Below are 13,594 nucleotides of genomic sequence, written 5' to 3' on the forward strand. Positions count from 1 at the left end.
CGGCCAGTGCGGCTTAGACGCTCTGCACCTCGAAGTGCAGCCCCAGCGCCTCCGTCTCCGCGTTGGGGTCCTTGCCCGCGACGAGGGCGTACCCGGCCCGCTCGGGGGTCAACCACTCGGCGGTGACCCGTCGCAGGTCGTCCAGGGTGACGGCCAGCAGGCGGGCCTTGTACGCCTCCTGCACCTCGGGGGTGTAGCCCGCCTGATCCCCGAAGAAGCGCAGGCGCCCGGCGGTGTCGGGGCTGGTGAGGGGATCGAGGGTCTTGCTGGCCCCCAGGATGGCCTCGGTGAGTTCGCGCGCGCCGAGGTCGCCCGCCAGGAAGGTGGGCACGTCCCGGAAGACCTCGTAGGTGCGGGCGACGTGGGGGTCGCGGTAGCTGCTCATGGTGAAGACCCCGGCCCGCGCGTCGAAGGCCGCGCTGCCGCCGTACGCGCCGCCCTTCTCGCGCAGTTCGGGGAGCAGGTACTCGCTTCTGAGGAGGCGCGAGAGCACCAGCAGCGCGGGGCTGTCGGGGTGGGTGTAGGGGACCGTCTGCCACGCGACCGCGTTGAAGGCGACGGGCGAGTCGGTGAGCCGCGCCTGCGGACCGCCCGCGAGGGTGCCGGGCTGGGGCCGCCCCACGGCCTCCCCCTCCCCGAAGGTGGCCGTGATGGGGGCGAGGTCGAGCGCGGCGTCCTCCGGGGTGGCGGTCAGGCACAGCAAGGGTTCGCCCTGGAGAATCAGGTCGCGGATGCGGGCGAAGCGCGAGAGCAGCGCGTCCACCTCGGCCTCGCCCCCCTCCACGATGCGGGTCAGGGCGGTCAAGGCGGTCAGGCCGCTGAACTCCTCCTCGATGCGGGCGGCGGGACTGACCTGTGCCCCGGCGAGGCGCTCGGCGTAGGCGCTGCCCGCGTTCACCACGCTGGCCTTCAGGCCCGCCAGCCGCTGCTTGAGGAGCTGATCGAGGCGTTCGCGGGTGAACTCCGGCGCCGCAATCAGGTCGCGCAGCACGTCGACCAGCGCCGCCGCGTTGCGCGAGAGGGCCTTGCCGCCGAAGGTCAGCGAGAGGCGCAAGGCGTCGAGATCGCCCGGCTGACCGCCCACGCCCACGCTGGCGCTCACGCCACCCGTCACGGCCTCGATGCGGCGGGCCAGCGCGAGGTAATCCTGCCCGGCGGCCCCGCTGCGGGTGACCGCGTAGGCGTAGAGGGGGAGGGTGCCCAGGAGGTCTTCCGGCACCTCGGGCAGGCGCACCTGCACGTCGAGGTACACCAGCCCGCCCGTGGGCTGCGGCACCCGGCCCACCAGCGCCCGGCGCACCGTCTCGGTGTCGTAGGGGACGCGCAGCACGGTCGCGGGCACATCGTTCAGGGTCAGGGTGGGGAGCACACTGGGGTCGCTGGGCTGCTCCTGAAGTTCCTTCAGGCGCAGGCTCTCCGCGACGATGCGGGCGTGGTCCTCCTCGGTGAAATTGGCGCTGAGACGCTCCACGAGTTCGCGCTCGCTCTGCTCGGTGCGGGCCATCAGCTCGGGGTCGGGGCGCAGGACCAGGGTCACGCGGTGGGGGTTGTCCAGCAACTCCCGCTCGATCATCGGCTCAAAGACGCGCCCGGCAGCGAGGTCGGCCCGCAGCCGCTCCAGCTCGGCCTCCAGCCGCAGCCCAGTCACCGGGTCGCCGCCGTAGAGCCACGGCCCCAGCAGGCGGAACATGACTTGCAGGGCGTAGGGGAAGCCGCTGTTGGACACCTCGCGCTGACTGATCTCGAACTGGTGCAGGCTGCTCTCGATCAGGGTGGGGTCAATGCCCTCGTCCGCGATCTGGCGCAGGGTGCCCAGCACCAGCGCTTCCACCTCGTCGGCCTGGCCCGCGCTCAGGCCCTTGAGTCCGGCGGCAAAAGCCCCCTCGCGGAAGGAGTCGCGGTAGCCCGTCAGGTCGGCCAGCGCACTCCCCAGCCCCGACTCGATCAGGGGACGGGTCAGCGGCGCGGCGGGGTTCCCCAGCAGCACGTCCGAGAGAACGCTCCAGCGCAGGTTGTGGTCGGGGTCGGTGGTGTGCCCCAGCTTCCAGGCGACGAGGACCTGCCCGCCGCGCTCCACGTCGGTGCCGGGGTAGCCCACCTCCATGCGGCGCGGCTGGGAGAAGTTCGGCTGGTCGGGAATGCTCACGTCCAGCGTCTGGGGGCTGAACTTGGACATCACGTGCGCCTCGATCTCGTCCAGCACGCGGGTCAGGTCGAGGGTGCCGTAGGTGTAGAAAAAGGCGTTGCTGGGATGGTAGTGCGCGGCGTGGAAGGCCCGCAGGTCCTCGTAGGTGAGGCCGGGGATGTGTTCGGGCGCCCCGCCGGAGTTGTTCGCGTAGGTGAGGTCGGGGTAGAGCGCCGCGCCCAGCGAGCGGTACATCACCGCGCCCGGCGAGGCCATCGCGCCCTTCATCTCGTTGTAGACGACGCCCTGAAGCTTGAGGGTGCTCGTGGGGTCGTCCGGCGTCTCGAACTCGAAGCGGTGCCCGTCCTGCCGGAAGCTCTCGTAGCGCATCAGGGGAAAGAAGGTCGCGTCGAGGTACACGCCCAGCAGGTTGAAATAGTCCTGCTCGTTGCGGGTGGAGAAGGGGTAGGTCGTCCAGTCGCTCGCGGTCATCGCGTTCATGAAGGTGTTCAGCGACCGGGGCAGCATGGCGAAGAAGGGGTCGGCCACCGGGTACTGCTGGCTGCCCATCAGCACGACGTGTTCGAGGATGTGCGCCACCCCCGTCGAATCCTTGGGCACCGTCGGGAAGGTCACCCCGAAAGCGAGGTTGTCGTCCTCGCGGGCGACGTGGGCGTGCCGGGCGCCGAGCTCATGGCGCAGCAGCACCAGCGTGCCCTGCATCTCCGGCAGGGCCTCCACGCGCTCGACGGTGTAGCGGCCGAGGCGGTCGCCGGGGGCGGGCAGGGCAGGGCGGGTGGTGACGGTCATGGGAGAAAGTCTAGCGCCGGGGCCGGGAGGCACACGCCGCATGCCCGCGGGGTACGCTGAGCCATGACCGACCTCCTGATTGGGCTGGGGCTGATCGGCGTTCCCGCCGCGCTGACGCTGGGGTTCTGGAAGCTGCGCCCTGGGCTGGAGCGCGGCTCCGGAAGGGTGGACCCGCTGACCGGAGCGCTGTTCTTCGGGGCCGTGGAGCGGGGGGCCGAGGGGCTGAAGTTGGAGGAGGGCGCCGCGCAGGCCAGACGGGGCCGCGAAAGCTGACCCTCCACCCCGACCGTCCTCATGCGGGGCCGCTACACTTCCGCCATGCGACAACTCACCTCCGCGTGTGTGCTGCTGCTCGGCACCCTGGTACTCGGGGCGTGCGGCGACACGCTGCCCACCGGATCGGGCGCGACGGGTCTGCGCGACGCCCTGAACTTCACGACGACCAGCCTGCCCGTGGCCTACGCGGGCGAGCGTTACGAAGCGCCCGTCACGGTGGCGGGTGGCGCGGGGCCGTACACGGTGCGCCTCGCGTCGGGGAAGCTGCCCGACGGCGTCACCCTGAGCGGGATGCGGCTGACGGGCACGCCCACCAAGACGGGCGCGTACACCTTCACCCTGGAAACGGCCGATGCCAACCTCAGCTCCAAGGTGCGCGAGTACACGCTCAACGTGAACGACCTGCCGCCGCTGGCCGTCAAGCCCCAGCTTCCGAGCGGCGAGCTGCGCGGCGAGACGCGCATCCCGCTGAACATCACCGCCCCGCGCACCGTCCGCGCGGCCCGCGTGACCTGGGAACTGCCGGAGGGCGTGACGGTGACGCGCGTGCAGCCTGCCGACGCTGCCGGGGTGCTGTTCTGGAAGGTCGCGGGCCGCACCCTGACCGTGGACCTGGGCTTCAAGAGTGTGCCCGCAAACGGCACCCGCGTCGCTCTGGTCGCTCTGAAGCCGCAGAAGGTGGTCAAGCTGGACGCGACCCGCTTCGCGTTCGAGGCACGGGACGGGGCGGGCAAGCTGCTCGCCGAACAGAAGCTTCCCGCCCCGCCTGCTCCCGCACCGACGGCGGCTCCGGCCCCAGCAGCGGCCCCAACGACGGGCGGCACAGGCACGGCGGCCCCGGCGTCGTCCACGGCCACGCCACCCGCGCCCGCCGCGAACCCGGCGACGACCACGCCGAACCCCACGACGCCTGCCGTACCCTCCACTCCCCCGGCCACACCCGGCAGTGGGGGCGGGCAGTGAGGCGGGCACTGACGCTGCTGGCCGCGCTGGCGCTGGGGGCCGCGCCGCTCATGGTGCAGGCGACGACGGCCCCCACCCTCACGCTGACCCAGCAGGCGCGAAAGGCGGCGATCATCGTGCGGGCCACGCTGGGCACGTCCACCCGCGTCACCGAGGGCGACGTGACCTGGGTGGTTTACCCCCTCACCGTGGCTGAGGCCGTGGTGGGCGACCCCGCGACCCTGCCGCAGCGGGAGGGCAAGCCCGCGCTGTACGTGCTCGCGGGGCTGGAAGGCGTGCCGGAACTCCGCGCCGGGCAGGAGGGGTTCTTCCTGCTCTACGGTGGACGCATGGACAGTCCGCTGGTGGGCTTCTCGCAGGGCTTCTATCCCATCGTGAACGGCAAGGTGACGCGGCCGGGTGCGACGGCTAGCGACACCACTTCCACGGGTACAGGCACGGCGACGGCCACCGCGCCCTCTACGGCGGCGGGAGCAGCCACCACTCCGGCAACGGCTGGGGCAGCCGGAACCCCTCCCACCACAACGACGCCGAGTGCGCCTGGGACAACGGCGCCCGCCTCTCCAGCGGCGACGGGAACGACCGGGACCACGGGCGCAACGGGCACGGCCTCCCCCACCGCGACGACTCCGACAACCCCTCCAGTCACCAGCGGCACACCTCCGACAACAACCTCAGCCGCAGCGACCCCACCCACCGCCCCTGCTGACCCAAACGCCTTTCCCACTGACCCGGCCGCCTTCCGGGACGCGCTGCGGGCGGCGCGGGGGGGCCAGTGATGCGGCGGGTTTCTCTGCTGGCCCTCGCGCTGTTGGCGGGCACGGCGGGCGCGGCGAGCGTGAAGCTGCGTCCCCAGGGCGCGGACCTCACCCGCGCGGTGGAGGCGGCGCTGGCGGCCCTCAGCACGCCCGAGAATCCGGTCACCCTGGACACCAGCGGCGGCCCGGTGCTGGCGCTGGGGGGCACGGTGCCCTTCAACCCCGACGTGGCCGCCCGAACCCTGACGGTGGGTGGTGAGCGCCGCATCGAGTTCAACCCGCAGGGACCCCTCCCGCTGGCCGAGGTGCTGCGAACCGAACTCACCCGCGAACTGGGCCTGAGGGAATGGACGCCCGCCGCCGCCCGCGTGCGCCTCAGCGGAGCGGACCTTAATGGGGACGGTACCATCGACCTGACCGACCTCGCCCTGCTGATGAACAACTACGGCAAGACGGGCGCTTTGGCGGGCGACCTCAACGCGGACCGCAAGGTGGACGACGCGGACGTGCGGCTGTTCTCGGCGCAGTACAAGTTCTAGCCATCAGCTCTCAGCCGTCAGCGGTCAGCAAAAAAAGCTGATGGCTGACGGCTGAGAGCTTTTCCCCTGCTACCCTGCCCCCATGACAGGCGACGAGCGCGACACCATCGACCTTCAGGACTTCCTGAAGCTGCGCGGCATGGTCGAGACCGGCGGCGAGGCCAAGTTCCGGGTGCAGGGCGGCGAAGTGCGGGTCAACGGGGAGATCGAGACGCGTCGGCGCAAAAAACTGCGCCGGGGTGACGTGGTGGAGTATGCGGGCGAGCGCCTGCGGGTGGACTGGTGACCGGGGACGCGGCCTGGGCAGAAGCCCTGCTCGACTTTCGCCGCCGCAAGGACGCGCACTTCGCATCGGGCAAGGGGCCTATTCCTGCGGACGCGCTGGCCGACTTCCACGGCCTGAGCTACTTCGCCCCCGACCCGGAGTGGACCTTCGTGCTGCCCGTCGAACCGGGCGACGGCGCCGAGGTCACCCTAGCGACGAACACGGGCGAGCCGCGCCCGATGGCCCGCTTCGGGGAGGTCACGCTGCCGCTGCCGGACGGCCCCCACCGCCTCACCCTCTTCGCCCCTCCCAGCGATGAGGCCCCCGCACGGGTCTTTGTGCCTTTCCGCGACGGCACCAGCGGGCAGGACACCTACGGGGCCGGGCGCTACCTCGACGCGCCGCTGGCCCGCACCCCGGAGGGATTGCGGGTGAGCCTCGACTTCAACCTCGCCTACCACCCGTACTGCGCGTATGGGGACGGGTGGACGTGCCCGCTGCCGCCGCGCGAGCACTGGCTGCCGGTCCCGGTGCGGGCGGGGGAGCGGCTGCCGGAAGCGGAGCAGCCTTAACTCAGGACCCGTCGCCTCCGACCTCTGGACCCCCCACCAGTCCCGGATCAGGCCACAGCCGCAGATTGGCCGGTCCCGCCACGTCGCGCAGGTCCACCGGGCCATAGGCGCGGGAATCCAGACTCTCCCCGATCAGGCGGTTGTCGCCCAGCACCCAGACCTTGCCGGGAGGCACCCGCAGGGGCGGCTGGTCGCTCAGCACGCCGTCGTTGACGTAGCTTTCGGCCAGCACGCGGCCATTCACGACGACCTGACTGTCGCGGATTTCGACCGTCTCGCCGGGGAGGGCGATCAGGCGCTTGACGTTGTAGGGACGGTAGCGCAGCCCCAGCCGGGTGTCGTAGCTGTAGGGGCTGTCGGCGGGGGCCTTGAAGATCAGCAGGTCGCCGCGCTGCGGGTAAGGGGTGGGCAGGCCCCAGGCCCGCAGCCAGCGCGGGTACTTGAGCAGCAGCAAGAGGTCGCGGTTATGGAGGGTCGGCTCCATCGAGTCGCCGTCCACCCGCGCCAGGGTCGCCCCGAAGGTGGTCGCCAGCCACACCGGGAACAGGGCTCCCAGAATCCAGACCCGCCAGACCTCGCGCCAGCCGCCGGAGACTCGCGGAGAAGGGGCGGGCGGCGTCACGCGGGGCATGCTAGAGCATTTGCCGCCAGGGGGCCGCCGCCTTCACCGCCACTTCAGAGTCTGGGCGTGGGGCCGGGGCGGGGGCTAGGCTGGGGCGCATGACCGCTCAGGAACTCATCGTCGAGAAGTACCACGAGGGACAGGGCACCCCGGCGCAGGTGGGCAAGATGGTCCGGGTCCACTACACCGGCACGCTGGAGAACGGCCAGAAGTTCGACTCCAGCCGCGACCGGGGCGAGCCCATCGAGTTCCCGCTGGGCGTGGGTTACGTCATCCCCGGCTGGGATCAGGGCATCGCGCAATTGCGGGTGGGCGACAAGGCGCGGCTGACCATTCCCGGTCACCTCGCCTACGGGGCGGCGGGCGTTCCCGGCGTGATTCCGCCGGGCGCGACGCTGATTTTCGACGTGGAACTGGTAGACGTGCGGTAAGGGAAGCGGCCAGTCGCCAGCCTCCGGCGGCCAGAAAGACGGGCGCCCCGCATCTCGCACGTGGGGCGTTGTTTTGGCAGGTGAAGGCAACTTTCCCATCCGACGTGCAGGATCTTCGGTGAAGGTGGGGAGTAGAGAGGCAGAAGGCTCAAGGGACTTCCCCCTGGCCTTCTGCCTTCCGCCTTCTGCACCCCTCGCCAGAGGTCTATTCCTCGTTCTCGTCCAGCGTGTCGCCCATCCGGGGGATGGGGTCACCGTCCGGAATTTTCATGTTGCCCTGCTCGTCGATCCCGCCCGTGCCCTCGTAGCCGAGGTCGGTGGTGCCGGGGCTGTCCTGCACCACGCCCGACTGCGGGGTGGGGAATTTGGTGGCGCTCTCCGAATCGGTGCTGCGCTGCTCCTGGGGGGCGTCGTTCTGCTCGTCGCTGCGGCGTCCGGTCATGGGGGCACGCTAGGCCGGGGCACGGGCGGGTGCGTGTGCCGGGCGTGAAGCGGGGTTCACGGGGCTACAATCGCCTCACCCATGTCCAGATTGCTCATTCTGTTGACGGCCGCGCTGTCCGCCGCTCCGGCCCTGGCCCAGACGCCCGCCCCCACGCCCCTACCCCTTCTGGCTCAGGCGGCCAAGCCTGCCGCGATCCAGCCCATCCCCGCGAACGTGCTGCGCGTGCGCTACGTGCGGCCCGACGGCCAGTACGCGGGCTGGGGCCTGCATGCCTGGGAAGACACCACCGCCCAGGTGGAATGGAGTAAGCCCCTTCCCCCCACCGGGCAGGACGCGGGCGGCGTGTACTGGGACCTGCCGCTCAAGCCGGGCGCCCGGAAGGTCGGATTGATTGTCCACAAGGGCGACACCAAGGACCCCGGCGCCGACCAGTTCGCGGACCTCACCAAGGGACGCGAGGTGCTGATTCAGAGCGGCAAGGCGGAACTGGCCTACGTCTCCCCGGAGCCGCCCGTCCCCGCCGGAAGCGCCCGCGTGAACTACTACCGCCCCGACGGCAACTATGCGGGCTGGGGCCTCCACGTCTGGGAGGGTGCGAAGACGCCGACCGAGTGGGCCAAGCCTCTCCCGCAGACCGGGACGAACTCCTTCGGCGTGTACTGGGACGTGCCCATGAAAGACGGCTGGCAGAAACTGAACTTCATCGTGCACAAGGGCGACGAGAAGGACCCCGGCCCCGACCAGAGCCTCGCGCAGACCGCCGGGAACCAGGCCTGGGTCGTGAGCGGCAAGCCCGAGGTCTACACCACCCGCCCCGACACCAGCGTCCGCACGGTGGGTGACCTGACCAAGCAGCAGGCGATCATGGTGGGCGCGGACCTCGTGGCGGTGCGGCCCGAGTTGGTGCAGCCCGGTGCCCTCCTGACCCTGCACACCTCGCCCACCGCCGCGCTGAAGCTCACCCCGGCGGGCGTGGAGGGCGGCGACACGCTGACCCTGCTGCCGGTAGAGGGCGGGATGACCCCGGCGCTGCGTGCCCAGGTGCCCCACCTGGCGACCTACGCCCTGCTGCGGGTGCGCGAGGAGGACCGCGCCCAAATCGGCGCCGCCCTGCGCGGCCAGCTTGCCGTGAGCAGCGCCCTGCCCGACGGCACCCTGCTGGGCGCGACCGGGGTGCAACCCGCCCGTGCGCTGGACGCCCTGTACGCCTATGACGGTCCCCTCGGCGTGACCTGGGCGGGGGGGCGCCCCACCCTGCGCCTGTGGGCACCCACCGCGCAGGACGTGAAGCTGCGCCTTTCCAATGCGGACGGCAGCGGCGAGCGCACCGTCGCCCTCACCCGCGACGCGAAGGGCGTCTGGAGTGCGACGGGCGAGCCGGGCTGGAAGGGCCTGGGCTACCGCTACGAGGTGCGCGTCTTCGCGCCCAGTACCGGGAAGGTCGAGACCAACCTCGTCACCGATCCCTACGCGGTGGCGCTGAGCCTGAACTCCACGCGCGGGATCATCGCGGACCTGAACGACGCGGCCATGAAGCCCAAGGGTTGGGACACCCTGAAAAAGCCCGAGCTGGCGAGCGTCTCCGACCTCAGCCTGTATGAACTGCATGTGCGGGATTTCAGCGTGCTGGACCAGACGGTCCCGGCCGCGCAGCGTGGGACATACCTCGCCTTTACCCAGGGCAGCAGCGCGGGCATGAAGCACCTGGGGTCGCTGGCAGACGCGGGCCTGAAGGCGGTTCACCTCCTACCCACATTCGACATTGCGACGATCAATGAGGACAAACGGACGTGGCGTACCACGCCGCCCGATATTTCCACTCTGCCTCCGAACAGCGAGCAGCAACAGCAACTCGTCACCAACGTCAAGGACCAGGACGGATTCAACTGGGGCTACGACCCCTACCACTACACCGTGCCGGAAGGCAGCTACGCGGTGAACCCGGCGCAGCGGACCCTGGAATACCGCCAGATGGTCGCGGCGCTGAACGGGGCCGGGCTGCGGGTCGTGCAGGACGTGGTGTACAACCACACGAACGCCTCGGGGCAGGCCGAGCGCAGCGTGCTGGACAGGATTGTGCCGGGGTACTACCACCGCCTCAATCTGGACGGTGCGGTGGAGACGAGCACCTGCTGCGCGAACACCGCCTCCGAGCACCGGATGATGGAAAAGCTGATGATCGACTCGCTGCTGACCTGGGCGCGGCAGTACAAGGTCGACGGCTTCCGCTTCGACCTGATGGGCCACCACATGCTCGTCAACATGGGGAACGTGCGCCGGGCGCTCGACGGCCTGACCCTGCAGAAGGACGGCGTGGACGGCCGGAAGATCTACGTCTACGGCGAGGGCTGGGACTTCGGGGAGGTCGAGAAGAACAAGCGGGGCGTGAACGCGACCCAGCTCAACCTCCACGGGCAGGGCATCGGCACCTTCAACGACCGCATCCGGGACGCGGTGCGGGGCGGCAACCCCTTCGGCGGGCTTCAGGACCAGGGCTTCGCCACCGGCCTCTTCACCCTGCCCAACGGTCTGCCGCAGAACACCGACCGGGCGCGGGCGCTCGCGCTGGCCGACCTCGTGCGGATCGGCCTGACCGGGAACCTGCGCGACTACCGCCTGACCAATGCGGCGGGCCAGACGGTCGCAGGCAAGGACCTCTCCTACAACGGGGCGCCCGCCGGGTACGCGGCCACTCCGCGCGAGACGATCAACTACGCCTCGGCGCACGACAACCAGACCCTCTGGGACGCCGTGCTGCTCAAGGCGCCGCGCACGGCGACGACCGCGCAGCGCGTCCGCATGAACAACCTCGCCGTGAGCGTGGTTGGGCTGGGACAGGGCATTCCCTTCTTCCACGCGGGCGAGGAACGGCTGCGCTCCAAGAGCTTCGATGGCGACTCGTACAACAGCGGCGACTGGTTCAACGCGATCAGTTGGACGGGCGCGGACAACGGCTTCGGCCGGGGCCTCCCGCCCGCCGAGAAGAACGAGGGCAACTGGCCGCTCTACCGCACCCTGCTGGCCGACCCGAAGCTCAGGGTCACGCCTGCCGACGCCACCCGTGCCACCGACCACTTCCGCGAAACGCTCCAGATTCGCGCCAGCTCCAAGCTCTTCCGGCTGGAGACGGGAGCGCAGGTGTCCCAGGCGCTGACCTTCCTGAACACCGGGCCGAACCAGACGCCCGGCGTGATCGTGATGAAGCTCAGCGGGCAGCCCGGCCAGGGCCAGCCGTACCGGGACATCGTGGTGGTGTTCAACGGGAGCGGTCAGGCCGTGAACTTCGCCCACGCCAGCCTGCGGAACCTGCGGCTCGATCTGCACCCGGTCCTGGCGAAGTCCAGCGACCCGGTGGTGCGCGGCGCGAAAGCGCAGGGAGGCACGCTGAACGTCCCCGCGCTGACGACGGCGGTGTTCGTCGGGAAGTAACCCCCAGCCCCGTGGCGGCCTGTCTCCGGTTGGGGACGGGCCGCCTCCCTTTGGGCCTAAACTCGCCCCATGCCTACTCCCATCCCCGTGATTCTCGACGGTGACCCCGGCCTCGACGACGCCATCGCGTGGCTGCTCGCCTTCGCCAGCCCGGAGGAACTGGACATCCTCGCCCTCACGACCGTGCACGGCAACGTGGGGCTGGACCGGACCACCCGCAACGCCGGGGTGACGCTGGCGCTGGCCGGGGCCGACGTGCCCGTGTACGCGGGGGCCGACCGCCCACTGCTGCGCGACCCGGTCACGGCGGCCAACGTCCACGGCGAGACGGGCCTGCCCGCCGCCGATCTGCCGGAGCCGTCGCGGGGGCCAGAGGCGGAGCACGCGGTCAACTTCATCGTGCGAACGGTGCGCGAACGGCCCGGCGAGATCACGCTGGTGGCGACCGGGCCGCTGACGAACGTGGCCCTCGCCTTCCGACTGGCCCCCGACCTGCCGGGGAAGGTGCGCGAGGTCGTGTGGATGGGGGGCAGCACCGGCGAGGGGAACCGCACGCCCTCCGCCGAGTTCAACGCGCTGGCCGACCCGCACGCGGCACAGATCGTGCTGGCTGCGGGGGCGCGGGTGCGGATGTTCGGCCTGAACGCGACCATGCAGGCGGTTGCCACGCCGGGGCGCGTGGAGCGGCTGCGTGAGCTGGGCAACCGGGCGGGCCGGGTCAGCGCCGAGCTGCTGACCTTCTACGCGGGCATCTACCACGAACGCTACGGCATGACGGGCGGAGCGCTCCACGACCCCCTCGCCGTGGCCGCCACCCTCCGCCCGGAGCTGTGCCGGATGCAGCCCATGCATGTGCAGGTGGAAACGCACGAGGGGCTGAACTTCGGGCGCACTGTCTGCGACCGCTACGGGGTGACGGAGAAAACCGCCAATGTCGAGGTAGCGGTAGAGGTGGACGACGGGGCCTTTTTTGAGCTGCTGCTGGAGCGGGTGGGAAGGCTGGGGTAGGGGGAGTTGTGGCGGGGCGACGGTCACATGCCCCCTCTGCTTCGCAGCTTTACAAGTCACCCCGTTGCTTCGCAACGCCCATCTCTGCCAGCAGCGCTACGAGTCCCGCTGGGGAAGAGGAGTCAACTGACGCTCCAGCTTTTGCTTTCTTTTCCCTGTGTCAGCCGCCCGAAGCGTCCCCACCTTGCAACCTGACTTTCCAGTCAGACGAGCCGAACGGCTCGTCTGCGCCGAGGCATTTGGTTGGGCGGGACTTGCAAAGCTGCGAAGCAGAGGATGGCGTGGAAGGGGAAACCGGGATGGAGCAAGCGACGCCGAAACAAGGGGGCACGACCTTCGCCCAGCGCAGCGCCGCTCCCCAGCCCCCCCTGGAGGGAGGGGCTAGGGGTGGGGGTAAGCCGAATCAAGACAGCTTGCCCACCATGACGCCCTCCTCATCCGCCCCCATCGCCTCGAACCGCCCGCGAAACAACCAGTACGTTTCCTCCGCGACGTGCAGCGCTCCTGCCCCCTCATTCCGCGCCCGCACCCGCCGCAACGCCTCCTCATCCGGCACGGCGAGCACGTGGAAGGTCAGCGGCACGCCCAACCCGGCGGCCCTCGCCCGCAGCGCGTCCCGACTCGCCCGCGTCCAGAAGCCGTGGTCCAGAATGACGGGCACCCCCAACTCCAACGCCCGCACCCACTGCGTTTCCATCAGCTCCAGCACCCGCGAGTGATAGACCGGGAAGAGGTCAGCGGGCGGGTCCTGACCGTACAGGGCGACCATCCACTCGTCGCTGGTAAAGCGCATTCCCGGCAGTTCCTGCTCCAGCCGCCGGGCGAAGGTGGTCTTGCCGCTGCCGATAAAGCCGTGCAGGGCGTGGATACGCGGCTCAGCCATCCGCCTCCCCCACCCGCAGCGCCACCCGCTCGCCCCCCGGCAGGCGGTAGGCGGTGAGGAGCCGGGCAGGCAGGTCCGCGATCACGTAGGGCACCGGGTAGGCGGCCAGCCGGGTATCCGCATCGCTGGGCCAGGCCGGGCCGCGCGGGTGGCTGTGGTACAGGGCCACCAGCGTCTGCCCGCCGAGCTGCATCGCCCGCAGCGCCCTGAGGAGGTGGCCGGGGTCGGCGAGGTAGGTCCGCTCGGGGTCAGGCGCGATGTTCGGCAGGGGATAGAGGGCGGCGGCGTGCGTGGCCTCGCCGCGTGCGTGCCCGCCGAGCGCCCCCACACACTCGCGCGGGGCGTCGCGGCGGGCGTGCGCCCACAGCGCGTCCGCGAGGGCGGGGGGCAGGATCAGGGTCACCCCGGCATTATCCATGCCGCACCCAGGGCGCGGCCCATCACGTCCCCGTCACAGGTGGGCAGCCC

General features: G+C 70.7%; 14 protein-coding genes. 9 read left to right on the forward strand and 5 right to left on the reverse strand.

All coding sequences use genetic code 11. The features are described from left to right. Positions 1–13 precede the first annotated feature (13 nt). The gene (locus C3K08_RS09810; RefSeq protein WP_199776912.1) at positions 14–2,935 is read right to left on the reverse strand and encodes an insulinase family protein; all 2,922 of its coding nucleotides are present in this window, start codon (positions 2,933–2,935) and stop codon (positions 14–16) included. Positions 2,936–2,998: 63 nt separating this feature from the next. On the opposite strand from C3K08_RS09810, the gene C3K08_RS09815 reads away from it, so the two are divergent. The 6 genes from C3K08_RS09815 to C3K08_RS09840 all read left to right on the forward strand — a co-directional run bounded on the left by C3K08_RS09815 (position 2,999) and on the right by C3K08_RS09840 (position 6,308). After that, positions 2,999–3,208 (forward strand): hypothetical protein, encoded by a 210-nt coding sequence (locus C3K08_RS09815; protein WP_104991143.1) that lies wholly within the window; start codon positions 2,999–3,001, stop codon positions 3,206–3,208. A 45-nt stretch (positions 3,209–3,253) separates the two neighbouring features. Continuing rightward, the gene (locus C3K08_RS17935) at positions 3,254–4,174 is read left to right on the forward strand and encodes an Ig domain-containing protein (protein ID WP_158679906.1); all 921 of its coding nucleotides are present in this window, start codon (positions 3,254–3,256) and stop codon (positions 4,172–4,174) included. After that, entirely contained in the window at positions 4,171–4,953 is a 783-nt protein-coding gene (locus tag C3K08_RS09825) for a hypothetical protein (protein ID WP_104991144.1), read from the forward strand. The genes C3K08_RS17935 and C3K08_RS09825 overlap by 4 nt, the downstream gene beginning before the upstream one ends. Next, positions 4,953–5,471 carry a hypothetical protein gene (locus C3K08_RS09830; RefSeq protein WP_104991145.1) on the forward strand — a complete coding sequence of 173 codons (519 nt, stop codon included), beginning with the start codon at positions 4,953–4,955 and terminating at the stop codon, positions 5,469–5,471. Before C3K08_RS09825 ends, C3K08_RS09830 begins: the two co-directional genes overlap by 1 nt. Before the next feature lie 82 nt (positions 5,472–5,553). Continuing rightward, on the forward strand, positions 5,554–5,757 hold the full coding sequence (locus tag C3K08_RS09835; RefSeq protein ID WP_104991146.1) for an RNA-binding S4 domain-containing protein: 204 nt from the start codon (positions 5,554–5,556) through the stop codon (positions 5,755–5,757). Next, positions 5,754–6,308 (forward strand): DUF1684 domain-containing protein, encoded by a 555-nt coding sequence (locus C3K08_RS09840; protein WP_234009048.1) that lies wholly within the window; start codon positions 5,754–5,756, stop codon positions 6,306–6,308. Before C3K08_RS09835 ends, C3K08_RS09840 begins: the two co-directional genes overlap by 4 nt. A gap of 1 nt (position 6,309) precedes the next feature. On the opposite strand, the gene lepB is transcribed toward C3K08_RS09840, so the two are convergent. Further along, the gene (gene lepB / locus C3K08_RS09845; protein ID WP_104991147.1) at positions 6,310–6,939 is read right to left on the reverse strand and encodes a signal peptidase I; all 630 of its coding nucleotides are present in this window, start codon (positions 6,937–6,939) and stop codon (positions 6,310–6,312) included. A gap of 89 nt (positions 6,940–7,028) precedes the next feature. On the opposite strand from lepB, the gene C3K08_RS09850 reads away from it, so the two are divergent. Next, positions 7,029–7,361, forward strand: a complete 333-nt coding sequence (locus C3K08_RS09850; RefSeq protein ID WP_104991148.1) for an FKBP-type peptidyl-prolyl cis-trans isomerase — start codon at positions 7,029–7,031, stop codon at positions 7,359–7,361. Positions 7,362–7,566: 205 nt separating this feature from the next. Here the strand turns inward: C3K08_RS09850 and C3K08_RS09855 are convergent, their stop codons facing one another. Next, complete coding sequence (locus tag C3K08_RS09855; protein WP_104991149.1) at positions 7,567–7,803, reverse strand: hypothetical protein; 237 nt, start codon at positions 7,801–7,803, stop codon at positions 7,567–7,569. 81 nt (positions 7,804–7,884) lie between these two features. On the opposite strand from C3K08_RS09855, the gene pulA reads away from it, so the two are divergent. After that, positions 7,885–11,235 carry a pullulanase-type alpha-1,6-glucosidase gene (pulA, locus tag C3K08_RS09860; RefSeq protein ID WP_104991150.1) on the forward strand — a complete coding sequence of 1,117 codons (3,351 nt, stop codon included), beginning with the start codon at positions 7,885–7,887 and terminating at the stop codon, positions 11,233–11,235. 69 nt (positions 11,236–11,304) lie between these two features. Continuing rightward, the gene (locus C3K08_RS09865; RefSeq protein WP_104991151.1) at positions 11,305–12,243 is read left to right on the forward strand and encodes a nucleoside hydrolase; all 939 of its coding nucleotides are present in this window, start codon (positions 11,305–11,307) and stop codon (positions 12,241–12,243) included. A gap of 403 nt (positions 12,244–12,646) precedes the next feature. Here the strand turns inward: C3K08_RS09865 and C3K08_RS09870 are convergent, their stop codons facing one another. Then, on the reverse strand, positions 12,647–13,126 hold the full coding sequence (locus C3K08_RS09870; RefSeq protein ID WP_104991152.1) for an AAA family ATPase: 480 nt from the start codon (positions 13,124–13,126) through the stop codon (positions 12,647–12,649). Beyond that, complete coding sequence (locus C3K08_RS09875; protein ID WP_104991153.1) at positions 13,119–13,544, reverse strand: Mov34/MPN/PAD-1 family protein; 426 nt, start codon at positions 13,542–13,544, stop codon at positions 13,119–13,121. The genes C3K08_RS09870 and C3K08_RS09875 overlap by 8 nt, the downstream gene beginning before the upstream one ends. Between the last annotated feature and the right edge of the window lie 50 nt (positions 13,545–13,594).

This window comes from Deinococcus sp. NW-56 (assembly GCF_002953415.1).
GTDB lineage: Bacteria > Deinococcota > Deinococci > Deinococcales > Deinococcaceae > Deinococcus.